This is a genomic window from Planobispora rosea, from assembly GCF_014648175.1.
In the GTDB taxonomy this organism is placed as follows: Bacteria; Actinomycetota; Actinomycetes; order Streptosporangiales; family Streptosporangiaceae; genus Planobispora; species Planobispora rosea.
On sequence record NZ_BMQP01000009.1, the window covers coordinates 93,294 to 116,976 of the forward strand.

24 protein-coding genes are annotated in these 23,683 nt (G+C 71.8%); 13 read left to right on the top strand and 11 right to left on the bottom strand.

Going from position 1 to position 23,683, the window contains the following annotated elements; translation table 11 throughout:
* Positions 1-8: 8 nt before the first annotated feature.
* Positions 9-1,385, bottom strand: coding sequence for a carbohydrate-binding protein (locus IEZ08_RS11405; RefSeq protein ID WP_068922409.1), 1,377 nt, complete (start codon positions 1,383-1,385; stop codon positions 9-11).
* A 172-nt stretch (positions 1,386-1,557) separates the two neighbouring features.
* Positions 1,558-2,517 (bottom strand): LysR family transcriptional regulator, encoded by a 960-nt coding sequence (locus tag IEZ08_RS11410; protein ID WP_068922410.1) that lies wholly within the window; start codon positions 2,515-2,517, stop codon positions 1,558-1,560.
* A gap of 137 nt (positions 2,518-2,654) precedes the next feature.
* On the opposite strand from IEZ08_RS11410, the gene IEZ08_RS11415 reads away from it, so the two are divergent.
* Together IEZ08_RS11415 and IEZ08_RS11420 are read left to right on the top strand one after the other, a co-directional pair.
* Complete coding sequence (locus IEZ08_RS11415) at positions 2,655-2,879, top strand: DUF6158 family protein (RefSeq protein WP_068922411.1); 225 nt, start codon at positions 2,655-2,657, stop codon at positions 2,877-2,879.
* A gap of 48 nt (positions 2,880-2,927) precedes the next feature.
* Entirely contained in the window at positions 2,928-3,167 is a 240-nt protein-coding gene (locus tag IEZ08_RS11420; protein WP_068922412.1) for a helix-turn-helix domain-containing protein, read from the top strand.
* Here the strand turns inward: IEZ08_RS11420 and IEZ08_RS11425 are convergent.
* From IEZ08_RS11425 to IEZ08_RS11435, 3 genes are read right to left on the bottom strand one after another with little or no spacing between them, the layout of a single operon-like run.
* A complete protein-coding gene (locus tag IEZ08_RS11425) occupies positions 3,158-3,763 on the bottom strand; it encodes a P-loop nucleotide/nucleoside kinase family protein (protein WP_068922413.1) in 606 nt (201 codons plus the stop codon). The two genes, IEZ08_RS11420 and IEZ08_RS11425, sit on opposite strands and share 10 nt — an antisense overlap.
* On the bottom strand, positions 3,760-4,587 hold the full coding sequence (locus IEZ08_RS11430; protein ID WP_068922414.1) for a patatin-like phospholipase family protein: 828 nt from the start codon (positions 4,585-4,587) through the stop codon (positions 3,760-3,762). The genes IEZ08_RS11425 and IEZ08_RS11430 overlap by 4 nt, the downstream gene beginning before the upstream one ends.
* A gap of 60 nt (positions 4,588-4,647) precedes the next feature.
* Positions 4,648-5,070, bottom strand: coding sequence for a PPOX class F420-dependent oxidoreductase (locus IEZ08_RS11435; protein ID WP_068922415.1), 423 nt, complete (start codon positions 5,068-5,070; stop codon positions 4,648-4,650).
* A 49-nt stretch (positions 5,071-5,119) separates the two neighbouring features.
* Here IEZ08_RS11435 and soxR point away from each other — a divergent pair, with 49 nt between their 5' ends.
* A complete protein-coding gene (soxR, locus tag IEZ08_RS11440; RefSeq protein ID WP_189242114.1) occupies positions 5,120-5,656 on the top strand; it encodes a redox-sensitive transcriptional activator SoxR in 537 nt (178 codons plus the stop codon).
* A gap of 103 nt (positions 5,657-5,759) precedes the next feature.
* Here the strand turns inward: soxR and IEZ08_RS11445 are convergent, their stop codons facing one another.
* Together IEZ08_RS11445 and IEZ08_RS11450 are read right to left on the bottom strand one after the other, a co-directional pair.
* Complete coding sequence (locus IEZ08_RS11445) at positions 5,760-6,638, bottom strand: TIM barrel protein (RefSeq protein ID WP_189242115.1); 879 nt, start codon at positions 6,636-6,638, stop codon at positions 5,760-5,762.
* An 82-nt stretch (positions 6,639-6,720) separates the two neighbouring features.
* Positions 6,721-7,608, bottom strand: coding sequence for a phosphotriesterase family protein (locus IEZ08_RS11450; RefSeq protein ID WP_308426622.1), 888 nt, complete (start codon positions 7,606-7,608; stop codon positions 6,721-6,723).
* 410 nt (positions 7,609-8,018) lie between these two features.
* Here IEZ08_RS11450 and IEZ08_RS11455 point away from each other — a divergent pair, with 410 nt between their 5' ends.
* The 3 genes from IEZ08_RS11455 to IEZ08_RS11465 all read left to right on the top strand — a co-directional run bounded on the left by IEZ08_RS11455 (position 8,019) and on the right by IEZ08_RS11465 (position 12,072).
* The gene (locus IEZ08_RS11455) at positions 8,019-10,970 is read left to right on the top strand and encodes a cellulose binding domain-containing protein (protein ID WP_189242116.1); all 2,952 of its coding nucleotides are present in this window, start codon (positions 8,019-8,021) and stop codon (positions 10,968-10,970) included.
* 170 nt (positions 10,971-11,140) lie between these two features.
* Complete coding sequence (locus IEZ08_RS11460) at positions 11,141-11,632, top strand: TIGR02611 family protein (protein ID WP_229803049.1); 492 nt, start codon at positions 11,141-11,143, stop codon at positions 11,630-11,632.
* A 77-nt stretch (positions 11,633-11,709) separates the two neighbouring features.
* A complete protein-coding gene (locus tag IEZ08_RS11465; RefSeq protein WP_068922419.1) occupies positions 11,710-12,072 on the top strand; it encodes a VOC family protein in 363 nt (120 codons plus the stop codon).
* A 94-nt stretch (positions 12,073-12,166) separates the two neighbouring features.
* On the opposite strand, the gene IEZ08_RS11470 is transcribed toward IEZ08_RS11465, so the two are convergent.
* Positions 12,167-12,487, bottom strand: coding sequence for a GroES family chaperonin (locus tag IEZ08_RS11470; RefSeq protein WP_068922420.1), 321 nt, complete (start codon positions 12,485-12,487; stop codon positions 12,167-12,169).
* Between the two features lie 124 nt (positions 12,488-12,611).
* Between IEZ08_RS11470 and IEZ08_RS11475 the strand changes: the two genes are divergently transcribed.
* The 6 genes from IEZ08_RS11475 to IEZ08_RS11500 all read left to right on the top strand — a co-directional run bounded on the left by IEZ08_RS11475 (position 12,612) and on the right by IEZ08_RS11500 (position 19,618).
* Positions 12,612-13,193: a DUF1349 domain-containing protein gene (locus IEZ08_RS11475; protein WP_189242117.1), complete on the top strand. Its 582-nt coding sequence runs from the start codon at positions 12,612-12,614 to the stop codon at positions 13,191-13,193.
* 169 nt (positions 13,194-13,362) lie between these two features.
* Positions 13,363-14,973, top strand: coding sequence for a DUF885 domain-containing protein (locus IEZ08_RS11480; RefSeq protein ID WP_068922422.1), 1,611 nt, complete (start codon positions 13,363-13,365; stop codon positions 14,971-14,973).
* 167 nt (positions 14,974-15,140) lie between these two features.
* Positions 15,141-15,527 (top strand): VOC family protein, encoded by a 387-nt coding sequence (locus IEZ08_RS11485; RefSeq protein WP_068922423.1) that lies wholly within the window; start codon positions 15,141-15,143, stop codon positions 15,525-15,527.
* Between the two features lie 220 nt (positions 15,528-15,747).
* The gene (locus tag IEZ08_RS11490; protein WP_068922424.1) at positions 15,748-16,230 is read left to right on the top strand and encodes a DUF1801 domain-containing protein; all 483 of its coding nucleotides are present in this window, start codon (positions 15,748-15,750) and stop codon (positions 16,228-16,230) included.
* Between the two features lie 106 nt (positions 16,231-16,336).
* Positions 16,337-16,972, top strand: a complete 636-nt coding sequence (locus IEZ08_RS11495; protein WP_084779837.1) for a TetR/AcrR family transcriptional regulator — start codon at positions 16,337-16,339, stop codon at positions 16,970-16,972.
* 105 nt (positions 16,973-17,077) lie between these two features.
* Positions 17,078-19,618: a penicillin acylase family protein gene (locus IEZ08_RS11500; protein ID WP_189242118.1), complete on the top strand. Its 2,541-nt coding sequence runs from the start codon at positions 17,078-17,080 to the stop codon at positions 19,616-19,618.
* Between the two features lie 25 nt (positions 19,619-19,643).
* Here the strand turns inward: IEZ08_RS11500 and IEZ08_RS11505 are convergent, their stop codons facing one another.
* The 3 genes from IEZ08_RS11505 to IEZ08_RS11515 are packed head-to-tail and all read right to left on the bottom strand — an operon-like array spanning position 19,644 to position 22,559.
* Positions 19,644-20,438, bottom strand: a complete 795-nt coding sequence (locus IEZ08_RS11505) for an ABC transporter ATP-binding protein (RefSeq protein WP_068922425.1) — start codon at positions 20,436-20,438, stop codon at positions 19,644-19,646.
* The gene (locus IEZ08_RS11510) at positions 20,435-21,445 is read right to left on the bottom strand and encodes a FecCD family ABC transporter permease (RefSeq protein WP_068922426.1); all 1,011 of its coding nucleotides are present in this window, start codon (positions 21,443-21,445) and stop codon (positions 20,435-20,437) included. Before IEZ08_RS11510 ends, IEZ08_RS11505 begins: the two co-directional genes overlap by 4 nt.
* Positions 21,446-21,491: 46 nt before the next feature.
* Positions 21,492-22,559 carry a FecCD family ABC transporter permease gene (locus tag IEZ08_RS11515; protein ID WP_068922427.1) on the bottom strand — a complete coding sequence of 356 codons (1,068 nt, stop codon included), beginning with the start codon at positions 22,557-22,559 and terminating at the stop codon, positions 21,492-21,494.
* A gap of 82 nt (positions 22,560-22,641) precedes the next feature.
* Here IEZ08_RS11515 and IEZ08_RS11520 point away from each other — a divergent pair, with 82 nt between their 5' ends.
* Positions 22,642-23,661, top strand: coding sequence for an ABC transporter substrate-binding protein (locus tag IEZ08_RS11520; protein ID WP_068922428.1), 1,020 nt, complete (start codon positions 22,642-22,644; stop codon positions 23,659-23,661).
* Positions 23,662-23,683: the final 22 nt, after the last annotated feature.

Consider the following 23,683-nt stretch of genomic DNA (forward strand, 5'->3'; position numbering starts at 1 on the left):
TCAGGGGATCAGACGCGCTGCCACAGGGCGGGGACGTTCGGCGGCTCCCAGCCCGGCTGCGAGGTGTGCGCCTGCAGGCACCGGTAGGTCGCGCCGCCGTAGGTCACCTGGGCGCCCGGCGCGTAGGCGGTGTTCGGGGCCCAGGTGCCGCCCGGCTGGGTCACGGTCGGCGTCGGGGTGGGCTCGCCGGGACCGGTCCCGGCCGTCGCCAGCGTCAGGCCGTACGCCGAGAGGATCTCGTTGACCGGCTGGTGGTAGGTGGTCCCGCCGGAGGAGCAGTTGCCCGAGCCGCCGGAGGTGACGCCCTGGGCCTGGTCACCGGAGATGTAGGAGCCGCCGGAGTCGCCGGGCTCGGCGCAGACGGTGGTGCGGGTCACGCCGGTGATGGTGCCCTCGGGGTAGGTGACGCTGGTGTTGTGCTGGCTGATCGTGCCGCAGCGGTACTGGGTGGTGGAGCCGGAGCGGCAGATGGAGGCGCCGACGGCGCGCTGGGTGGAGCCGCGGACCGGCAGGATGCCGGCGCTGTAACCGTTCACCACGCCCGTCGGCGTCCACTGGCTGTTGACCTCGACCCAGGCGTAGTCGTTGCCGGGGAAGGACGATCCGCGGAACGTTCCCTGGGCGACCCGGTTGTACCCGCTGGTCGTGGTGCCGACCCGGCCGCAGTGCCCGGCGGTGACGAACCCGCCCTGGCTGCCGGCCTTCGTCACCGAGAAGCCGACCGAGCAGCGCCCGCCGGAGCCCATGTAGTAGGCGTCGCCGCCGCGCACGTCGTAGAGCGCCCGGGGCTGCTCGTCCGACTGCTGCACGCGCACGAGCGAGGCGGCCAGGCCGCTGCCGCCCACGGCGTCCCGGGCCGCGGCGGTGTCGCGGGCCAGCACGACGACGCTGTTGCTCTGCACGTCCACGTACCAGAGCGAGGCCGCCTGGGAGACCTCCTCCGCGCGCCGGTCGAGCTCGCTCTTGGCCGACTCCAGCGCGGCCAGCGAGTGCTTGACCAGCTTGGCCTGCGCGCCGGCCCTGAGGATGCCGGCGACCCGGGTGGAGTCGTTCGTGGCGACCACCAGGTCGGCGGTGGGACCGGCCAGCCAGAGCCCGGCGAAACCGCCGCCGAGCTGCCGGCGCAGGACGGGCTCGACCTTGGCCGCGGCGGCCTCGTTGACCAGGCGGGTCCTGGCCTGCGCGCCGGTGATGCCGAGGTCGCGGCTGAGGGCGTCGACCATCCCCGGCTCGGGCTGGACGGCGGCCGCCGCCTCGGCCCGCGCCTGGGCGTACAGGGACTCGGGGGCGGACCCGCCGCCGGATACGGCGTGGGCGATGGCGGGGGTGGCCACCAGCGTGAGGGCGAGCGCGAGGCCCGCCGTCACGGCGTTGTTACGGAGCATGTGATCTCTCCTCGTGTTCAGGGGGTGCGCGGTCACCGTAGCGACGCCGACACGAGGAGCGGGTCTCCCAATTTATCCCTAAGTTTGAGTTATAACCCCTTTATGGCTCAACGGCACTCCTTGTAGCCCTTTTATGGATAATGCGAAGTTATGTCGGGTCTATAGCGGGTCGTTATGGAACGGTGCCGAACTGTGGGTTGTCCGCGATCCAGGCGGCATAGCGGGCGCTCCGCCGTACGGCGTCGGCGTGCGCGGCCTTGGCGTGTTCGGCGATCGCCGGGATGACCCGCGCGGTGGCCGCCTCGGGATGCCAGCCGAGCAGCTGCCGCCAGCGCAGCGGGGCGCCCGCGAGCGGGACGAGCCGCAGGCCCACGGCGGGCTGGAAGGTGGCCTGGCAGAGCACCGCCGCCCGGCCGACTTTGGCCAGGTGCATGCACGTGGCCACGTCGGTCTCGTAGATGGTCCGGGGCGTGAAGCCCTCCCGGGCGCAGGCCGCGGCGAAGCAGTCGCCGAAGCAGCCGTCGCCCGGCGCCACCGCCCACCGCTCCCCGGCCAGTTCGCCCAGCGCCACCTCCGGCCTGCCGGTCAGCGGATGGTCCTCGTTGAGCAGGACGAAGACCGGGTCCATGCCCACGGTCAGCCACGCCACCGGTCCCTCCACCGGCGGAGGGCTCTCCCCGCAGGCTCCGATGAGCGCGAAGTCGATCCGGCCCATGACGACCATCGTGGCGATTTCCTTGGCCGACCAGGAGGTGGAGGTGGTCACCGGCGTCGACGGCCAGGCCGTCGCGAGCCGGTCCACCAGCCCTCCCAGGATCGGGCTGTTGGTGGCGCCCAGCCGGTAGCGGGGGATCTCCCCGCCGGTGTTGGCGAGCCGTACCGCCTCCTCCTGGAGCTCCTGGGCGGCGGGCAGCAGCACCCGTGCCCTGGACAGCACCAGTTCCCCGAGAGGGGTGAGCCTCGCGCCGTTGTGGTCGCGGTCGAAAAGAGTCCCCCCGAGCACCCGCTCGATCCGCTTGAGCTGCGCGGTCAGCGCAGGCTGGGCCAGCCCGAGATGGGTGGCCGCCTTGGTGACGCTCCCGGCCTCGGCGACCGCGCGCACGATCCTGAGGTGTCGGAGCTCGAGATCCATACCGGGAAGGTAAGCCCCTGACGGTATGCCCGCAATCTAAACGAGTCATGAAACTTGACTCAATTTCGTGGAACGTTGCTAAGAACGGACTCCACCCCGGAAGGTGAGCGCGTCGCGGGACGGGGTAGGCGGAACCCATGACGACGATGGGAATCGATCCGAAGGACCTGACGGAGGAGGACCTCCTCCGCGAACTGCGGCACCTGCACGCCACCCGGACCGACGCCTTCCTGCACGGCTCCGCCGACGCGCTCTCCCGGCACACGACGCGGACCGAGGAGCTGGAGGAGGAGTACCTGCGCCGCCACCCCGAGCGCCAGGTCGATCCCGAGCGGTTGCGCGAGGGCGCCCGGCAGCGTTGACCGGTGACAGGCGCAAGGTCACCGGGCCCGATCCGAGGAGGTACGGCCATGCACAGCCAACACGACGTCCAAGCCCTGTCCATTGACGACAACACCGTCTACGAGGCGGTCGCCGCGCTCGCCACGGACGGCCACGCCGCCCACACGGCCGACGTGGTCCACATGACGGGCCTGCCGGAGGAGACCGTACGGCGCAGCCTCGCCTTCCTGACCGAGAACGGCTGGCTCAAGGCCCGCGGCGGCGTCTACGCGCTCGGTCCCCACGACTGGGAGGTGGACTACCGCTGACCGCCCGGCCGGTGCGGGCCGCGGTCCGCGCGCCCGGCTCCGATGACCCGCTCCACCTGCTCGCCGGGGGACGGGGCGCCGGGACGGTTGTCGATCTCGACGTGTGCGACCACCGGGGGCTCGTCCACCCGGACGGCCCGCAGGTACTCCTCGAACCGGGCGAGCTTCCCGGTGTCGCGGGCCAGTCCCCGCTCCCGCAGGCGGGCGCGGAGAGTGGGCCCGTCCGAGCGCACCCACACCAGGGTGACCGGCGGCCCGCCCAGGTCCGCGACCCAGCGCTCCCAGAGCGCCGCGTCGTGGACCTGGGCGGTGAAGGGGCCGTCGAGCAGCACCGGGCAGCCGTGGGAGCGGATCTGCCGGGCCAGCGCGGTCAGGCCGCCGTACTCGTGGCACTTGACGTGCCGGTCGTACCACGGTCCCTCGCGCTCGCCGGGGTCGCGGCCGTACGCCCGCAGGGTCGCCGCGACGAAACCGCCGTAGACGGTGTCCTTGTCCAGCAGCGCGGGAACCGGATCGAGCCGGGCCAGCAGCGCCGCCGCCACGGTCGACTTGCCCGCGCCCGGCGGCCCGCTGACGATCCACAGCGGAGCGGTCACGACCAGGCTTCGGCCACGGTCCCGGCGACGGCCGGGGCCTGGGCCTGGGCGAGGCCGGCGTCGAAGGCCGGGCGCCAGAGCGCGGGATCGAGGATGTTGGCGCCGAAGACGGCGATGGACGCCTCGTCGGGGACGATGTGGGCGACCGCGGCGTCACCGAGTTCGGCGACCTCCGCCCTGACCCGAGCCCTCGGCGCGAGGTGGGCCATCGGCTCCAGGAGGACCACGGCGGACGAGCCCGCCGCCAGATCGGCGTTCGTCGCCGAGCGCACGCCCCCGTCCATGTAGTGACGACCGCCGATCTCCACCGGGGGGAAGACACACGGCACGGCGCAGCTGGAGGCGACCGCCGAGGCGAGGGGCGCCGCGGCCTCGCGGTCCCAGACGACGAACTCACCGGTCTCCGCGTCGACAGCGGTGATCAGCAACCGTCTCTCCGGCCACTCCTTGACCGGCAGCCGCTGCCCGATCGTCTCGATCTCGGCACCGGTGTCCGGTACGGCCAGCGCCATCGCGCCCACCCGCCGCCGGGCCTCCCGCGGCTCCAGGGAGGGGTCGTACAGGATCCCGAAGGCGGCCATGACCGCCTCCATGTCGACGGCGGGGACGGTGGCCTCGGTCTCCGACTCGGCCTGCGCCGCGACCGCGCTCTCCAGGTCGGCCCCGCCGGCGACGAGGGCCCCCACCACCGATCCCGCGGAGGTGCCGACGATCAGGTCGGCCATCCCCAGATCCAGGCCCGCGCGGCGCAGGCCGGTGACGACCCCCGCCTCCCACGCGATCCCCGCCACGCCTCCGCCGCCCAGCACCAGTGCTCTCGTCATGCGCACAATTCTCACCCGGGCCGTCCGGAGGGCATGAGGGAGGATCCGGGAATCCCCGGATCAGACGTCGCGTCCCCGCATGCCCCGCTGCGCCGGATCGACGCCCCACGAGATGATCCGCTCCGGGTGGATGCGGATCACCTCCCTGCTGAGGTACGGCGAGGGCGGCTCGTGGTCCTCGACGGCCTCGGCCGTGCCCCTGATCTCCACGCCCCGCACCCGCCATGGATCGGTCGAGGCCACGTCGTCCACGACGAACGCCACCCGTCCGGTCGCCCGGACGTTGCGGAACTTCTTCGTCGTGCCCATGGCCCGGCCGTAGATGTCGATCGTGCCGGTCCCGGGGTTGTAGCGGAAGCCGGTGGGGCTGTTCTGGAGGGTGCCGTCGGGGCCCACCGTGGCCAGGCGGCCGAGCCGCTGACTCGCGAGATAGCCGAGCTCCGCCTCAGTGAAAGCCTGGGCGGACTGCCGTGTGGTCGTCATGGGCCCACGATGCAACCTCAAGCCAAGTTGAGGTCAACTATGGTGGAACGTGTCCCAGAACTCTGAGCTCACCGTCGGGCAGGTCGCGGCCCGCAGCGGGGTCGCCGTCTCGGCCCTGCACTTCTACGAGGCCAAGGGCCTGATCCGCAGCCGCCGTACGGCGGGAAACCAGCGCCGCTACACCCGCGACACGCTGCGCAGGATCGCCTTCATCCGGGTCTCCCAGCGGGTCGGCATCCCGCTGAAGACGATCCAGCGCGCGCTCTCCGCGCTGCCGGACGAGCGTACCCCGAACCGGGAGGACTGGGCCCGGCTCTCGGAGATGTGGCGCTCGGAGCTGGACGACCGGATCCGGCAGCTCCAGCGGCTGCGGGACGGCCTCACCGACTGCATCGGGTGCGGCTGCCTCTCGCTGGACCGGTGCGCGCTGGCCAACCCCGAGGACGTCCTGGCGGCCCAGGGACCGGGTTCGCGGCTGATGGTCGTCCCGCGCGCGGCCGGGGACTGCTCCCCGTGCGGGAACCCCGCGGAGCCCGCGGAGCCCGCGGGGCCCGGCGAAGAAGGGCCGGAGGCCGTCGGCGCGTGAGAAACCCCGGGCGCGCCGGGCGGGGCCGTGCTCCACGGTGGTCAGATCGTGTGTGCACCGGTCGCGTCCTGCGCGCGCCGGGCGGGGCCGCGCCCCGCGGCGGTCAGATCCCGTGCGCGCGGAGCCAGGCGCGGTTGGCGCGCTGGTCGTCGAGGATGCGTTCCAGATCCTGTCCGTGGGCCGGGGCATCCTGCTCCACCACCAGCCAGCCCTCGTAGCCGTCGAGCTCCCGCAGGATGGCGGGCAAGTCGACCTCTCCGGAGCCGAGGGGGGTGAACGCGCCGCCCTCGACGACCGCCCCCAGGTCGCCGCCCGCCCCCCGGACCCGGTCGTGGATCTCCCGGCTGGCGTCCTTGAGGTGGACCTGCCGGATCCGGTCCCCCCACTGACGCACCGCCGCCACCGGATCGCCCCCGGCCAGCCAGAGGTGGCCGGTGTCCAGGCAGAGCGAGACGTCGGTGAGACCGAGCAGCCGCTCGATCTCCTCCGGGGTCTCCACGAGCGTGCTGAGGTGGTGGTGGAAGACGGGTTCGAGGCCGTGGTCCCGGCAGCGGTCGGCGGCCTGCTGGACCCGGCCCGCGAAGGCGGCCCACTCCTCGCCCGGCAGCCCCGGGGCGACCCCGCCGGCGAAGCGGGCGGGGTGGTCGGGGCAGGCCAGGGTGGGCCGGGGCGTGAACCGCGGATCGTCCACCGGGACGCCCGCGAACACCCTCAGCGCCGTGTCCAGCCCGCCCAGCCCGGCAGCGAACCCGTCGGCATCGTCATAGCGCAGGTCGATCCAGCCGCCGGCCAGGGCCATCCCCGTTCTGGCCAGCCGCTCCGCGAGCCTCTCCCCGGTGCCGAGGTAGCCGATCGGGCCGGAGTCGACGCCGTCGTACCCGGCGTCGGCCAAGGCGTACAGCAGCGCGTCGGGTTCCAGCGCGGCGCCGTCCGCCCGGTAGATCCCGAAGTTGACGGGCGCGTTCGCGACCTTGATCGCCATGGCTCACCATGTGCCTTCCTCAGCCCGTCCCGCGTCCCGCGGAGGACGGCCTGCAGTTCCCGGTGGCCACGTCGGGAGGACGTCAGTCCGTGCGGGCCAGCCAGCGGAGCGGGTTGTCGTGGGTGATGAGGCGGATGGTCTCCTCGGCGACCCCGGCCTCGCGGAGCCGGGGCAGGAGAGTGCGGAACAGGTGGTTGTAACCGGGCCCGCCGTACCGCTCGATCTCGGCGACCCGGGAGACGCCGCTGCTGAGCAGGAGCCGGTGGGCGTGGCCGGCCTCGATGAGATCCAGCGTATCCCTGAGCCGGTCGCCGCTGAGAGAGGTGAGGCAGATGTAACCGCCCGCCTCGGCGACCTTGCGGGGGAAGGCGGAGTCGGTCCCGGCGTCGGAGACGCTGATCCGGTGGGCGGGCAGTCCTTCGCCCAGCAGGATCTCCAGCAGGGCCAGACCGCCCCGGTGGTGGACGGCGACGGGCAGTCCGGAGGAGAGGGAGGCGCGGGCGGCGGCGGCCGTGCAGCGCTCCTCGGTCTTCGTCGGCTCCCCGCTCCAGGCGCCGATCTCGCCGATCACGCCGGGTCGGGCGCCGGTGCCGTCCATGCCCTCCTCGATCTCGGTGAGGAGGTGCCGGGTGAGTGTGTCCACATCGGCGTCGAGCGCCCAGGCGGGAGCGAACGGGGCGGCGAAGAAACCGGTCCCGGCGACCACGGACACCCGGCTCCCCGCGGTGATCCTGGCCAGCGCGGGGGTGTCGCGGCCCGTGCCGATGGAGCTGAGCTCGACGATCAGGCTGAGGGCGTCGGACTGGCGCAGCCCGCGCAGCTCCGCGGTGACGGCCTGCTCCTCGACGAGCCAGCGGTGCGGGTCGGAGTCGATGCCGACCGCCCAGCGCAGGTCGTTGCGGAGGTGTTCGCCGGGGAGCACGGCTCCCTCGATCGCGTCGGACGCGACGGGGCCGGTGAGGGTTTGCACAAGTGGAGCGTCGGGCATGAACGGACATTAACCCATATTTAGGGTAAATATCTCCAAACTCTCCAGGGTTTTACCTTCGGCTCGTCACTTGAAGTTTCAAGTTATTGTCATCCGCGCCCCCGGAGGATCCCGAGCCCGCCCCGTGCCGACCGGCCGCCCGCTGCCTCCTCGGCGGCCGTCCGTCGAACGTCCGCCGAGTGCTCGTCCGGGGCCGCGATGAAAGTTACATGCGCCCGCCTCCTCATGCTCGGCCTTTGTTCGTTTAGTGTTCAAACTATTGACGCCGTCTGAAGGCGCGTGTGACCCTCTGGGCGCTCATGCACGTGTATCACGGGCGGTCGGAGGTCAGGTTCCCGCTCCCTGGTCGTGCATGGCGGTTTGTCCATTGCCTTGCGGAGGGAAAGCCGTACATGCGAAGGAGACTGGTCAGCGCGCTCGCCGCCGCGGCGGTGACGTGCGCGACGGTCGGAACGGCCGTCACAGGTCAGGCCGCGGCGGCGGTCACCGCCACGACCGCGGCCGCCGCCGAGACGAACGAGTGGAAGAACGTGAGGATCGACGGCGGCGGGTTCGTGCCGGGGATCGTCTTCAACCAGACCGAGAAGAACCTCATCTACGCCCGCACCGACATCGGCGGCGCCTACCGGTGGGACGAGCCCACCAAGACGTGGATTCCGCTGCTCGACTGGGTGGGCTGGGACAAGTGGGGCTACAACGGCGTGGTCAGCCTGGCCACCGACCCGGTGGAGACGAACCGGGTCTACGTCGCAGCCGGGATGTACACCAACGACTGGGACCCCAACAAGGGCGCCATCCTGCGCTCGGCCGACAAGGGGAAGACCTGGCAGGCCACCGAGCTGCCCTTCAAGCTCGGCGGCAACATGCCGGGCCGGGGGATGGGCGAGCGGCTGGTCGTCGACCCCAACAACAACAACGTCGTCTACCTGGGCGCGCCCGACGGCAACGGCCTGTGGCGCAGCACCGACAAGGGCGTCACCTGGGCCAAGGTGGCGAGCTTCCCCAACCCGGGGAACTACGCCCAGGACCCGGACGACCCCAACGGCTACCTGAACCACCGGCCGGGCGTGGTCTGGGTGACCTTCGACCCGACCTCGGCGACGGCGGGGAAGACCACCCAGAAGATCTACGTCGGCGTGGCCGACAAGGAGAACACGGTCTACAGCTCCTCCGACGGCGGCGCCACCTGGTCCCGGGTCCCCGGGCAGCCGACCGGGTACATCGCGCACAAGGGGGTGCTGGACCACAAGAGCGGCACCCTCTACATCGCCACCAGCGACACCGGCGGCCCGTACGACGGCGGCAAGGGCGACGTGTGGAAGCTGAACACCGCCACCGGGGCGTGGACGCAGATCAGCCCGGTCCCGTCGAGCTCGGCCGACGACTACTTCGGCTACAGCGGCCTGACGATCGACCGGCAGAACCCGAACACGATCATGGTCGCCACCCAGATCTCCTGGTGGCCGGATGCCGTCTTCTTCCGCTCCACCGACGGCGGCGCGACCTGGACGCGGATCTGGGACTGGAGCTCCTACCCCAACCGGACCAAGCGCTACACGATGGACATCTCCTCCGCCCCGTGGCTGACCTTCGGGACGAACCCGCAGCCGCCCGAGGAGACGCCCAAACTCGGCTGGATGAACGAGTCGCTGGAGATCGACCCGTTCAACTCCAACCGGATGATGTACGGCACCGGCGCGACGATCTACGGCACCGAGGACCTGAAGAAGTGGGACACCGGCGGGACGTTCACCATCAAGCCGATGGTGCAGGGCCTGGAGGAGACCGCGGTCCTCGACCTGATCAGCCCGCCCACCGGCGCGCCGCTGCTCAGCGCCCTCGGTGACCTCGGCGGCTTCCGCCACACCGACCTCACCAAGGTCCCGTCGTCGATCTTCACCACCCCGGCCTTCACCTCGGGCACCAGCATCGACTACGCCGAGACCAACCCCTCGGTGATCGTCCGAGCGGGCAACTTCACCGACGCCGACCGGCCGAACGACAGCCACGTCGCCTTCTCCACCGACGGCGGCGCGAACTGGTTCCAGGGCACCGAGCCCGGCGGGATCAACGAGGGCGGCACCGTCGCGGCGGCGGCCGACGGCTCCCGGTTCGTCTGGGCGCCCAAGGGCGTGGCCGTGCACCACTCGGCCGGCTTCGGCAACAGCTGGACCGCCTCCACCGGCATCCCGACCGGCGCCGTGGTGGAGTCCGACCGGGTGAACGCCAGGAAGTTCTACGGCTTCAGCGCCGGGAAGTTCTACGCCAGCACCGACGGCGGCGCGACCTTCACCGCCACCGCCGCCACCGGCCTGCCCGCCGAGGGCAACGTCAAGTTCAAGGCCGTGCCCGGACACGAGGGCCACATCTGGCTCGCGGGCGGCGACCCCGACAGGGGCGCGTCCGGCATCTGGCGCTCCACCGACGGCGGCGCGTCCTTCACCAAGCTCTCCGGGATCACCCGCGGGGTGAACATCGGCTTCGGCAAGGCCGCCCCGGGCAAGAGCTACCACGCGCTGTACGCGGTCGCCACGATCGGCGGCGTAACCGGCGTCTTCCGCTCCGACGACACCGGCGCGACCTGGGTCCGGGTCAACGACGACCAGCACCAGTACGGCAACATGGGCGAGGCCCTGACCGGCGACCCCCGCGTCTACGGCCGCGTCTACCTCGGCACCAACGGCCGGGGCATCGTCTACGCCGACACCGGCGGCGACACCCCGCCGCCCCCGGACGACACCGTCCCGCCGTCCAAGCCCGGCAAGCCCGCCGCCTCGGCGATCACCTCGACCGGCGCCGCGCTGACCTGGACGGCTTCGACGGACAACGAGGGCGTGGAGGGCTACGACGTCTACCGCGAGGCCGGGGCGACCGACGTGAAGGCGGGATCCTCCGCCACCGCGTCGTTCACCCTGACCGGGCTGTCGGCCGACACCTCCTACACCTACTACGTCGTGGCCCGCGACGCCGCCGGGAACACCTCGGCCGCCTCCGACCCGGTCACCTTCACCACCGCCTCCGGCCCCGGCGGGGGAGAGGGAGGCTGCAGCGCGACCTACAAGGTCACCGGGTCCTGGCCCGGCGGCTTCCAGAGCGAGGTGACGGTGAAGAACACCGGCACCGCGGGCATCTCCGGATGGAACGTCGCCTGGTCGTTCCCCGACGGCCAGAAGATCACCCAGCTCTGGAGCGGCACGCACACCCAGACCGGCGCGGACGTCACGGTCAAGAACGCCGCCTGGAACGGCGCGCTGAAGGCGGGCGCGTCCACCTCCTTCGGCTTCACCGGGACCCTGACGGGCGCCAACGGCGTCCCCGCCACCGTCACCTGCACCGCGAGCTGACGGCCCGCCCGCCGCCCACGGTCTGTCCGTCCGTACGGTCTCCGGCCTCGTCTCCGGCCTCGTCTCCGGCCTCGCCCCTCCCGTGGTGCGAGGCCGGATCCGTCCCGAGGAGGAGCAGCATCCGCCCGTGCCGACCTATCCTGGAACGAAACCGACCAGCGGGGGAGCGCGTGGCGATCTCAGACAGGACCCAGCAGACCGAGGACGGCGCCGAGCCGGCCTCCCCGCTCGGCGACGCCGAGGAGATGAAGGAGCGGGCGGCCGAGCGCTCTCCCATCCGCTCCGGCCTGCACGGACGGCTGGACGCCATCAGGTCCACCCGCACCGGCCGGCTCACCCTGAAGATCGTGATCGGCGCCATCGGCGGCGTGCTGGTCGTCGCCGGGCTCATCATGGTCCCCTTCCCCGGCCCCGGCTGGGCGGTCGTCTTCGCCGGGCTGGCGGTGCTGGCCCTGGAGTTCCACTGGGCCCACCGGCTGCTGGAGTTCGGCAAACGGACCCTCTCGGCCTGGATGGTCTGGCTCGGCCGGCAGAACTGGTTCGTCAAGGCCGGTGTCATCCTCGTCGCCGCCGTGACCGCCACCGCCATCGTCTACTTCGGCATCAAGCTCAGCTTCGACGTCGACCTCCTCGTCGAGGCCCAGAAACTCCTGCGCCTGTAGCAGCCCGTCCTTCCGCCCGGGTACTGCACGTCATCGCTGACGATCGATGCGATCCAGCCGACCGAAAAAGGATGCCCATGATCACTCACATCGGCGTCGCCGTCATGTACGTGGCCGATCAGCGGCGGTCGGTGGATTTCTACGTCGACAAGCTCGGCTTCACCAAGACCGTCGACGCCGAGATGGGACCGGGCGCGCGCTGGGTGGAGGTCAAGCCGCCGAACGGGCAGACCTCGATCACTCTGCACAGCGCGGAGGCGTTCGGTAAGAAGCCGGGTGAGGGCGCCTATCTCACCTTCGCCTGCGATGACATCGATGAGACGGTGCGCCGGTTGCGCGAGGCCGGCGTCCAGGTGACCGACCCGGTGGAGGAGCCCTGGGGCACCTATGTCAAGGCCACCGACCCGGACGGCCATGAGGTCATGATCTCCAAGAAGTGACGGGCGCGAGGGAAGCGGTCTCGCGCGGCGGGGCCGCCGGATGCCGATTTCCGACCGGGGTGACCGTGGCCTGCGACCCGCAGGCCCGGGTGCGTCACAGGTAGAGGCCGGTGCCGTTGTCGGTCTGCGGGGTGGCGATGGCGTGCAGGTCGCGCTCGCGCATGACGAGGTAGGTCTGGCCGTGGACCTCGACCTCGTACTGGTCCTCGGGGTTGAACAGGACCTTGTCCCCGACCTTCACGGCGCGGGCGTTGGCGCCGGCGCCGCAGACCTCGCCCCAGACGAGCCGGTTGGCCATCTTCACGGTCGCCGGGATCACGATGCCCGCGGTGCTGCGCCGCTCCTCGGTGTCCTGCTCGACCTTGACCATGACGCGGTCGTGGAGCATCTGGATCTCGAACTTCGGGTCAGCCACGACAAGAAGTTTATGGGACGGGCGGCACCTGTCGGCTGACCCGGTCCCCGGCTCATAGGGAAACGCTCCCACGGGGATGCTCGGAAACCTGGTACAGAGAGCGCTCTCCTGGAATGATCACCGTATGGCATTCGAGGAGAACCACTGGATCGACGAGCCCGCCACGTGGTCGGCGGCGGACGGCGAACTGCGATTCGTCTGCGAGGCGGCCACCGACCTGTGGCGGACCACCCACTACGGCTACGTCCGGGACCGCGCCCCCATGTTCGGCCGGGAGGTGGCGGGCGACGTCCGGCTGACGGTGACCTTCGGCGGCGACTACAGCGCGCAGTACGACCAGGCGGGCGCGGTCCTCCGTGCCGACGAGGAGAACTGGATCAAGGCCGGGACCGAGTTCGTCGACGGAGGGCTCCAGCTCAGCGTGGTGGTCACCCGGGGAGCCTCCGACTGGTCGGTGACCGCCCTGCCGGTCCCGGCGGAACTGGTCACGATCGAGCTCACCCGCTCCGGTGACGCCGTGGTCGTCCGGTACGGCCTCGACGGCGCGGAGCCCGTGACGATGCTCCGCCTGGCCTACTTCCCGCCGGGGGTGCCCGCGTTCGCCGGCGCGATGGCCGCCGCCCCCGACGGCAAGGGTTTCGAGGCGCGCTTCACCCGCATCGACATCGAGGAGGGTGACCTCGCCCCGGACGGACCGGGCCTCTGACCGGCCGCCGGAGGCGGTGCGACTCTGAACGGCTCCGAACGATTCCGCACGGATCCGGCGATTCCCCGGACCTCGGGGATCTCCGGGTGCCGCCGCCGCTTTCCCCGCACGTCACCGGCTCTTTCCCGGGAGTTCCGGATGCCGGGGCGGGGAAGTAGGGTGATCCGGCATGACGGACCTCTCTCCTGACCTGGTCGCCGACTTCACCGACTGGTACCTGGGCGCCAACCCCATCTACGCCTCTCTCGCGGGCGCGCAGGGCTACGACCGCACTCTCGGCGACTTCACCGAGGCGGGCATCCTCGCCCGCGAAAGCGAGTCGCGGCGCTGGCTGGAGAGGCTCGAAGCGGCCGAGGTGGACGGGTTCGAGAACGAGGTCGACCGCGAACTGATCGTGTCCACCCTGCGGGGCTCGCTCGCCTACGAGTCCTGGCCCTCCTGGCGGCGTGATCCGTCCGTCTACGTGGGACCGGTCTTCTCCTCCTTCTTCGGCCCCTTCCTGAACCGGCTGGCGGACGAGGCCGACCTGGTCGACGCCGCCGTCGCGCGGCTGGCGGAGGTGCCGGGCGTGCTGGCCGCCTGCCGGGCCAATCTGGACCCGGAGCTGGCGGCCGCGCTGCTGGTCGAGCGGGCGCTCGGGCAGGCACGGACCGGCCGGCGCTTCCTCACCGAGACCGTCCCCGGCCTGGTCGCCGACGAACGGCTGCGCACCCGGCTGGCGGAGGCGGCCGAGCCCGCGGCGGCGGCCTTCGACGAGTTGGTGGAGTTCCTCGCCGGCTTCCAGGCCGTCGGCACCTGGCGGATGGGAGAGGAGCTCTACTCCACCCTGCTGCGCGAGCGGGAGGTGCTCGGCTACGGGGCGAACGAGCTGCGCGAGTACGGCCAGGCGGCCTACGACGAGCTCGACGCCGAGATGCGCGAGGTCGCCCGGCGGCTGCCCGGCGGCTCGGACGACTGGCACGCGGCCCTCGCGGCGCTCCAGGACGACCACGCGCCGACGCTGGAGGACATGCGCGCCGAGTACGAGGCGGAGACCGAGCGGGCCAGGGCGTTCGTCCGCGAACGCGGCCTGGTGACCTTCGCCGAGGGCGAGGAGTGCCGGGTGGTGCCGTCACCGGAGTTCCAGCGGCCGATCCTGTCCGTCGCCTCCTACCTGTCGCCGCCGCCGCTGTCGACCTCCCGCGTCGGGCACTTCTTCGTGCCGTTCACCCCCGACTCCTTCACCGAGGAGCAGGTCCGTCAGCGGCTGCGCACCAACTCCCGCGCCCAGATGCCCTCGATCGCGGTGCACGAGGCCTACCCGGGGCACCACTGGCACCTGTCGTGGGTGGCCGACAGCCCGCGCCGGGCGCGCAAGCTCTTCCGCACGCCGTACTTCACCGAGGGCTGGGCCCTGTACGTGGAGAAGGTCATGCGGGAGGAGGGCTACTTCGCCACCCCCGCGCAGGAGCTCGCGCACCTGGAGTTCCGCATCTTCCGGGCGGCCCGCATCATCGTGGACACCTCGCTGCACTGCGGTGACATGAGCGTCGAGGAGGCCGAGCACTTCATGACCACCAAGTCCTCGCTCACGCCGGGAACCGCCAAGGGCGAGGTCAACCGCTACTGCGCCTGGCCCACCCAGGCGCCGTCCTACCTGACCGGAGCCCTGGAGATCGACCGGATCCGGGCCGACTACATGGCGGCCGGCCGCGGTGACCTGCGCGCCTTCCACGACACCCTGGCGGGCTCGGGCGGCCTGCCGCTGGGCCTGGCCCGGCGGGTGGCGCTGGAGGGGTGACGGGAACCCGGCGTCCGCGCGGACCCGCCGGTCGGCCCGCCCGGGCCGCGCTGCGGGACGGACGACGAGGAGACCGACCGCGGCAGCGGGCGGAAGCGCCGATCACATCCCGAAGTGTGCCGACGACCAGGACCGTACCTGTCCTGGTCCCGTCATAGCGTCCTCCCATGAGCACTCAACCCCCGTCCGCACCCGCGATCCGCTTGCTGTCCATCGACTTCGACTGCCCGGACCCCGTCGAACTGGCCCGCTTCTACGGCGACGCGCTCGGCCTGCCCACCGTCTACTCCAGCGACGACTTCGTCCTGCTCGGCCGGGAGGGATCACCCGGGCTGGGCTTCATCCGGGTGGCCGACTACCGGCCCCCGACCTGGCCGGACCCCTCCCAGGGCAAGCAGGCCCACATGGAACTGGGCGTCGACGACCTGGAGGCCGCCCAGGCGCGGATGCTGGCCCTGGGCGCCACCGAGCCCCCGGTCCAGCCCCACCCCGACCATCGGAGGGTCCTGCTGGATCCCGCGGGCCACCCGTTCTGCATCTCCACGCAGGACTGAGCGCCACCGGCCGGCCGCGGCCCCGCGCGGGACGACGAGCTCGCCGCCGACGGATCGATCAGGAATCAAGAAGCGCGCATCCGTCGGCTGCGCCTAGCGTCGCCTGCATGAACGTCACCATCCATGCAGGCCTCCCGCCGCACGACCGCGCCTTCCGCGATCCCGCCCGCCCGCCGTCAGTAAAAGATCACGAGAATCCGGCGCAGGGAGCGCGACGTCAGTGAGCACCGCATCGAAGGGCAGTGAGAACGACGAGCAGCCCACGTCCTCCGGGCAGGGTCTGTCGGAGCTGGAGCGTGCCGCCGTCAAGGAGCGCGCCGCGGAGCTGAAGACCGACGCCCGCCGCGGCCGGGGCGCCGGCAGGGCGGCAGCCGACGAGCGGGACGTGCTGGCGAAAATCGCCGAGATGGCGCCGGCGGACCGTGCACTGGCCGAGCGGATCCACGCCATCGTCACCGCCGCCGCTCCGCAGCTGAGACCGAAGCTGTGGTACGGCCAGCCCGCCTACGCCAGGGCCGGAAAGGTGGTGTGCTTCTTCCGCAGCGGGCAGGCGGACAAGGAGCCGTACTCGACCTTCGGCTTCACCTCCGAGGCGAACCTGGCCGACGACGGCGGCCTGTGGCCCACTTCCTTCGCCGTGACCACGCTGAGCGACGAGACCGAAAAGACGATCATCGCCCTCGTCGCGAAGGCGGTGAGCTGACATCACGCCGGCCGGCGCCGGTCTCGATGGCGGTCCTGAGTTCGTCGCGGCTGATCGGCGTGGTCACCCTGGTCTCCGGAGATGAAGTGGACTATAGTCCGTTTATGTGAGTGATCTGGAGATCGGCGGACCGCGCTCCGTTCCGTCGGGTGAGTCGTTGCGGACGCTGGTGGGCGAGCCGCCCGTGGAACGGGCCGACGCCGCGCGCAACCGGGCCAAGGTGCTGGCCGCGGCGGCCAGGCTCTTCCGGGAGAGGGGTGTGGACGACGTCTCGATGGACGCCGTCGCCGCCGCGGCGGGAGTGGGCAAGGGCACGCTGTTCCGCCGTTTCGGCGACAAGTCGGGACTGGCTGCGGCCCTCCTCGATGAACGGGAGCGCGAACTGCAGGGGGCGATCCTGTCCGGGCCGCCTCCGCTCGGTCCCGGAGCGCCCGCCGGTGAGCGGCTGACGGCGTTCGTGGACGCCTATCTCGACTACCTGTTCGGCCATCTCGACCTGCTCAGGATGTCGGAGACCTCCAGCCCCGGCGCCCGCTACCGGATCGGCGCCTACCGGTTCTGGCGCCTCCACGTGGCGATCCTGCTGGCCGAGGCCCGTCCGGGGTGCGACGCCGACCCGCTTGCGCACGCGTTGCTCGCCCCGCTGGCCGCCGACCACATGACGGCCCTGGCCGCCGGGTACGGCGAGGCCCGGGCGCGGGAGGCGGTGCGCGCGCTCGTGCTGGGCCACGGTCGAGGCTGAGGCCGAGGTCGAGGTCGAGGCCGAAAAGCTACCTCCGGGTAACCGAAGTCACACAAGAAGGTTCCACACTGGATAACTGTTCTTGTGAGATGAAAGGCCCATCCTGTGCGGATTGCTCCATTTGCCGGTTTTTCGCGACCGATCCGGTGGCTCGCCCGGATCCTCACCGTCCTCCTCGTCCTGGCCGTGGCCCTGGCCGGGACCGTGACCTGGACGGTCCGCCGGTCGTTCCCGCAGTTGTCCGGTGAGGTGAGGCTCCCCGGGCTGGCCGCCGCCGTCACCGTCCACCGCGACGCGCAGGGCATCCCGCACATCTACGCCGACACCCCGGCCGACCTGCTCAAGGCCCAGGGATACGTGCACGCTCAGGACCGCTTCTGGGAGATGGACTTCCGCCGCAAGACCACCGCGGGCCGTCTGTCGGAGCTCTTCGGCGCCTCCACTCTCGACGTCGACAAGGTCGTGCGCACCCTCGGCTGGCGGCGCACCGCCGAGGCCGAGATCCCGCTGCTGCGGCCGGAGACCCGGCAGGCCCTGGAGGACTACGCGGCCGGGGTCAACGCCTGGATGACCCAGCACGACGGGTTCGCCGAGAAGAGCCTCGAATACGGCGTGCTCAAGCTGACCGCCCCCGGCTACGAGCCCGAGCCCTGGACCCCGGCCGACTCCCTGGCCTGGCTCAAGGCCATGGCCTGGGACCTGCGCTCCAACATGGAGGCCGAGATCGACCGGGCGCTGGTGGCCGCCAGACTCCCCGCCGAGCGGGCCGGGCAGCTCTACCCGGGCTACCCCTTCGACCGGCACCAGCCGATCGTGACCGGGACCGGGGGCGAGCCCGTCGGGGAGCCCAGGGGAGGCCGCCCGGCCGGTGCGGCGGACGCGCTGAGCGAGGTCCCAGCCCTGAGTGAGGCCTCCGCGCTGGTGGACGCCGCGCCCGCCCTCCTCGGGACCGCGGGGGGCGACTTCGCCGGGATCGGCTCCAACTCCTGGGTGGTGGGCGGCGCGCACACCGCCGGCGGCAAGCCGCTGCTGGCCAACGACCCGCACCTGGGGCCGAAGATGCCCTCGATCTGGTACCAGGCCGGGCTGCACTGCCGTACCAAGAGCGCGGCCTGCCCCTACGACGTGACCGGTTACACCTTCGCGGGCCTGCCCGGCGTGGTGATCGGCCGCAACGACAAGATCGCCTGGGGTTTCACCAACCTCGGCCCCGACGTCAGCGACCTGTACCTGGAGCGCGTCAAGGGCGACACCGTCGAGGTCGCGGGCGAGTGGCAGCCGATGCGGGTGCGCACCGAGCAGATCAAGGTGGCCGGGGGTGAGCCGGTCGAGCTGAGGATCCGCAGCACCGGGCACGGACCGATCATCTCCGGCGTGCTCGGCGACGCACGCGAGGCCGTGCCCGGGGCCGCCGCGCGCCTGGGGGAGAAGACCGAGGGGCTGGAGGTGGCCCTGCGCTGGACCGCGCTCGACCCCGGCCGCACCGCCGACGCCATCCTGCTGATGAACCGCGCCGAGAACTTCGAGCAGTTCCGTGAGGGCGCGGCCTCCTTCGAGGCCCCGTCGCAGAACCTGATCTACGCCGACGTCGAGGGCAACATCGGCTACCAGGCCCCCGGCAGGATCCCGGTCAGGTCCGAGGGTGACGGCACCATGCCCGTGCCCGGCTGGGACGGCGAGCACGAGTGGACCGGCTTCGTCCCGTTCGAGAAGCTGCCGCACGTCTACAACCCGCCCGAGGGCTACATCGTCACCGCCAACAACGCGGTCATGCGGCCCACCGAGGAGCTGTTCCTGACCTCGGACTGGTCCCACGGCTACCGCTCCCAGCGGATCGTGGAACGGGTGAAGGAGACGATCGCCAAGGGCAGGATGACCGTCGAGGCCATGGGCGAGATCCAGATGGACGACCACCACGGCCTGGCCCCGCTCCTCGTCCCGCACCTGCTCCGGGTCGGCGCCCCGAACGGCACGCTCAAGGGATGGGACTTCGGCCAGGGCCGCGAGTCGGCCGGGGCCGCCTACTTCAACGCCGTCTGGCTGAACCTGCTGGAGCGGGTCTTCGAGGACGAGCTGTCGGGCGCCGTCGCGCCCGGCGGCAACGACCGCTGGTACGAGGTGGTCCGTCTGCTGCTGGACGAGCCGGAGGACCCGTTCTGGGACGACGTCCGCACCGCGGGCACGACCGAGCGCCGCGACGACATGCTCAGGGCGGCGATGGCCGACGCCGACGCGGAACTGCGCGAGCGGCTGGGCGACGACCCGGCGGAGTGGGCCTGGGGCGACCTGCACACCCTGGACCTCACCCACGAGACCTTCGGCACCAGCGGCATCGCCCCGATCGAGTGGCTGTTCAACCGGGGCCCGCTGCGCACCGGCGGCGGCAAGGACACCGTCAACGCCACCGGCTGGGACGCCACGAAGGGCTACGAGGTCAACTGGGTGCCGTCGATGCGCATGGTCGTGGACCTGGCCGACCCGGACCGCTCGGAGTGGATCAACCTGACCGGCGCGTCCGGCCACGCCTTCCACGGCAACTACGACGACCAGGCCGAGCTCTGGGCGGACGGCCGCCTCACCCCGATGCTCTCCACCGAGCAGGCCGTACGGCAGGCCGCCGAGAACACCCTCACCCTCACCCCGTGACGGCGGAGCCGGGGCCCCGCCGCTGTCAGGCCGGGGCGCGGGTGCGGCGGCGGGCCTCGGGGACGATCATCGGGGTGCCGCTCTGCGGGTCCTCGACGATCTCGCAGCGCAGGTCGAAGACCTCCTGCACCAGCTCGGCTGTGACGATCTCCGTCGGGTCGCCCTCGGCCACGATCCGGCCGTCGCGCATCACGATCAGGTGGGTGGCGTAACGGCAGGCCTGGTTGAGGTCGTGCAGCACCGCCACCAGCGTCCGCCCCTGCTCGTGCAGGTCGGCGCAGAGGTCGAGGACCTCGATCTGGTGGGCGATGTCGAGGAAGGTCGTCGGCTCGTCCAGCAGCAGGATCGGGGTCTCCTGGGCCAGCGCCATGGCCAGCCAGACGCGCTGCCGCTGGCCGCCGGAGAGCTCGTCCACGCAGCGGTCGGCCAGGTCGGTGACTCCGGTCGACTCCATGGCGGTGGCCACCGCGACCTCGTCCTGCTTCGACCACTGACGCATCAGCCGCTGGTGCGGGTAGCGGCCCCGGCTGACCAGGTCGGCGACGGTGATGCCGTCGGGCACGATCGAGCTCTGCGGGAGCAGGCCGAGGCGGCGCGCGACCTCCTTGGACGGCAGCGAGGTGATCACGGAGCCGTCGAGGTGGACCGCTCCGGCGCGGGGCTTGAGCATGCGGGCCAGCGCGCGCAGCGTCGTGGACTTGCCGCACGCGTTCGGCCCGATGATCACGGTGAAGGAGCCGTCCGGGATCGTCACGTCCAGCCCGGTCGCGACCACGCGCTGGTCGTAGGAGAGCGTCAGGCCGCTGCCGTACAGTCTCAACGTCGTTCCTTCCGGAGCATGAACACCAGGTACGTGCCGCCGATGGCGGCGGTCATGATTCCCACGGGGAGCTGGACCGGCGCGAACAGGCGCTGCGCCGCCAGGTCGGCCGTCACCAGCAGGACCGCGCCCATCAGGGCGGAGGCGATCATGGTGACGCCGGGGGAGCGGGAGAGCCTCCGGGCGAGCTGGGGGGCCGCCATGGCGACGAAGATCACCGGTCCGGCGGCCGCGGTGGCGACGCCGCACAGCAGCACACCCGTGACGACGGCCGCCGCGCGTACCTTCTCGACCCCGATGCCGGCGGCCCTGGCCGCGTCGTCGCCCATCTCCATCATCCGCAGCGGCCGGGAGATCAGCGCGCAGACCGGCAGGAGCAGCAGCAGCGCGCAGGCCACCGGGATCGCGTGGTCCCACCCGCGTCCGCTCAGGCTGCCGGTGATCCAGGTCCCCGCGGAGGCGGCGTCGTTGATGTTGGCCCGGGTCAGCAGGTACCAGTCGACGGAGACCAGCACCGCGCCGACGCCGATCCCGACGAGGACCAGCCGGTAGCTCTGCACGCCGCCCCGGAACGCCAGACCGTAGACCAGCAGTGCGCTCGCCACGCAGCCCAGCAGCGAGCCGCCCGCGATCTGCCAGGCGGAGCCTCCCGAGACGACCGCGAGGATGCCGCCGGTCGAGGCGCCGGCGGTGAAGCCGAGGAAGTCGGGGCTGCCGAGCGGGTTGCGGGTCAGGCTCTGCAGGATCGCCCCGCTCAGCCCGAACGCGGCCCCGACCACCAGGCCCGTCACGACCCGCGGCGCGCGCAGCCTGCCGACGATGAGTTCGGCCGCCGGGGTGCCCTGGCCGAACACCGAGGTCACGATGTCGGGGATGGGGACGGTGAACTCCCCGGTGGACAGGGCGACCAGGCTGACCGCGACGCCCACGACGATCATCGCGGCCGCGACGGCGATCCCGCGCGGAGACAGCCGCACGGACCACGGGCCCAGGCGGAGGACGGTCATGGGGCCAGGCTCCTTGTGGTGCGACGGGTGGGGGACAGCCGGGCCGTCACAGCGCGGCGAGCCTTCTGCGGCGGGCCAGCAGGATGAACACCGGGGCGCCGACGACGGCACACATGATGCCGACCTGCACCTCGCCCGGGGCCGCGATCACCCGGCCCAGGATGTCGGAGCCGAGCAGCACCACGGGGGAGAGCACGACGGTGTACGGCAGCAGCCAGCGCTGGTCCGGGCCGGTGAAGGTGCGCACCGCGTGCGGCACGGCCAGGCCGACGAACCAGAGCGGTCCGGCGGCGGCGGTGGCGGCCCCGCACAGCAGGGTGACGGCGACCGCGGTCAGCACCCGGGTCCGTCCCACGCCCACGCCCAGGGAGCGCCCGGCGTCATCGCCGAGGGCGAGCGCGTTGAGCGGCCCGGCCAGCAGGAGCCCGAGCACCAGCCCCGCGATCAGGAACGGCGCGAGCCGTACGGCGATGTCCGGGGTCGGCCCGGCCAGCGAGCCGGTCAGCCAGAACCGCATGCGGTCGAAGGTGGCGACGTCCATGCGCAGGATCGCGGAGGCGGCGGCGTGGAAGACCATGCCCAGGGCGACGCCGGCCAGCGCCAGCCGCACGGGGCTCGCGCCGGACCGTCCCGCCGAGCCCAGCGCGTAGGCCAGGACGGCCGACAGCGCCGCCCCGGCGAAGGCGAACCACACGTAGACCGCCGGGTCGGACAGGCCCAGCAGGCCGAGGGCGACGGTCACGCCGAGCGCGGCGCCGTAGTTGATGCCGAGCAGGCCCGGGTCGGCGAGCGGGTTGCGGGTCAGGCTCTGCATGAGCGCCCCGGCCAGGCCGAGCGCCGCGCCCACCCCGAGGCCGAGCAGGGTGCGCGGCACGCGCAGCTCCCGGATCACGGTGTGGTCGGTGGAGCCGTCGGGCGCGGTCAGCGCGTCCACCACGGTGGAGAGCGGGACCGAGCGGGAGCCCACCGCGATGCCGACCAGCGTCAGCAGCACCAGCACGCCCAGGCCGGCCAGCAGTCCTGCGGACAGCGCGGCCGCACGCCCCGTCCGCCGCGGTGGCACGTGTCCGGGCCGTCGCCCGGGCGCTGCCTCGATCACACCGGCCGGGCTCACCCGACCCCCTCTCGTCCATGTGGTTAGGTAAGGCTAATCTGATGCCTGAGTAATTAGGTAAGCCTATCCTTTGGAGAGGGAAATGTCGCTATCCGTCCTGTCCCGTCGGGGGTTCCTGGCCGCCGGTCTCGGTGCCACCCTGCTCACCCTCGCCGCGTGCGGAGGGGATGAGCACAAGCCCGCCGCCGGAAGCGCCGCGTCCCCCTCCGCACCGGCCGCGGGTCCCTGGAGCTTCACCGACGACCGGGGCAAGAAGCTCGACCTGCCCAAACGCCCCGAGCGGATCGTGGCACAGGTCGGCGCCGCCGCCGTGCTGTGGGACTTCGGCGTCCGGCCGATCGCGGTGTTCGGCCCGCACAAGCTGAAGGACGGTTCCAAGGACCCCCAGATCGGCGCCGTCGACCTCGCCGGCGTCGAGACGCTGGGCAACGTCTGGGACGAGTTCAACGTCGAGAAGTACATCTCGCTCCAGCCCGAGCTGCTGGTCAGCGGCATGTACAACGGCGACACCCTCTGGTACGTCCCGGAGAAGTCCACCGCCACCATCGAGCAGGCCGCGCCCACCCTCGGCGTCAAGCTGTACGGCAGGTCGATCCCCGACCTGATCGCCCGGTACGGCGAGGTGGCCGCGTCCCTCGGCGCCGACCTGAACGCCCCCGCGGTGACCGAGGCGAAGGCGAAGTTCGAGGCGGCCTCCAAGGCGCTGGTCACCCCGGAGGCCAAGCAGCTGAAGGTCGTGTTCATGGCCGGCGGCCCCGAGTCGTTGTGGATCGCCAACTTCAAGGACCACATCGACGTGGGCTACGTCAAGGAGCTGGGCCTGGACGTCGTCGTCCCGGACAAGGTCGACGAGGCCGGGTACTGGGAGACCCTGAGCTGGGAGAACGCCGACAAGTACAAGGCCGACGTGATCTTCGTCGACGCCCGCGCGCAGTCGATGCAGGTCCCGGAGATGATGAAGAAGCCGACCTTCGCCCAGCTCCCCGCGGTCAAGGCCGGGCAGGTCTACCCCTGGCGGGCCGAGCAGCGCTACAGCTACCAGGGCTACGCCGAGATGCTGGAGGAGCTGTCCGCCAACCTCGCCAAGGCGAAGAAGCTGTAGGAGCGCCGGCCGCGGCCGTGGA

Coding starts and splice junctions, on each gene's coding strand:
- IEZ08_RS11405 (WP_068922409.1), bottom strand. CDS start 1,385: ATGCTCCGTAACAACGCCGTGACGGCGGGCCTCGCGCTCGCCCTCACG.
- IEZ08_RS11410 (WP_068922410.1), bottom strand. CDS start 2,517: ATGGATCTCGAGCTCCGACACCTCAGGATCGTGCGCGCGGTCGCCGAG.
- IEZ08_RS11415 (WP_068922411.1), top strand. CDS start 2,655: ATGACGACGATGGGAATCGATCCGAAGGACCTGACGGAGGAGGACCTC.
- IEZ08_RS11420 (WP_068922412.1), top strand. CDS start 2,928: ATGCACAGCCAACACGACGTCCAAGCCCTGTCCATTGACGACAACACC.
- IEZ08_RS11430 (WP_068922414.1), bottom strand. CDS start 4,587: ATGACGAGAGCACTGGTGCTGGGCGGCGGAGGCGTGGCGGGGATCGCG.
- IEZ08_RS11435 (WP_068922415.1), bottom strand. CDS start 5,070: ATGACGACCACACGGCAGTCCGCCCAGGCTTTCACTGAGGCGGAGCTC.
- IEZ08_RS11445 (WP_189242115.1), bottom strand. CDS start 6,638: ATGGCGATCAAGGTCGCGAACGCGCCCGTCAACTTCGGGATCTACCGG.
- IEZ08_RS11455 (WP_189242116.1), top strand. CDS start 8,019: ATGCGAAGGAGACTGGTCAGCGCGCTCGCCGCCGCGGCGGTGACGTGC.
- IEZ08_RS11465 (WP_068922419.1), top strand. CDS start 11,710: ATGATCACTCACATCGGCGTCGCCGTCATGTACGTGGCCGATCAGCGG.
- IEZ08_RS11475 (WP_189242117.1), top strand. CDS start 12,612: ATGGCATTCGAGGAGAACCACTGGATCGACGAGCCCGCCACGTGGTCG.
- IEZ08_RS11480 (WP_068922422.1), top strand. CDS start 13,363: ATGACGGACCTCTCTCCTGACCTGGTCGCCGACTTCACCGACTGGTAC.
- IEZ08_RS11485 (WP_068922423.1), top strand. CDS start 15,141: ATGAGCACTCAACCCCCGTCCGCACCCGCGATCCGCTTGCTGTCCATC.
- IEZ08_RS11510 (WP_068922426.1), bottom strand. CDS start 21,445: ATGACCGTCCTCCGCCTGGGCCCGTGGTCCGTGCGGCTGTCTCCGCGC.
- IEZ08_RS11520 (WP_068922428.1), top strand. CDS start 22,642: ATGTCGCTATCCGTCCTGTCCCGTCGGGGGTTCCTGGCCGCCGGTCTC.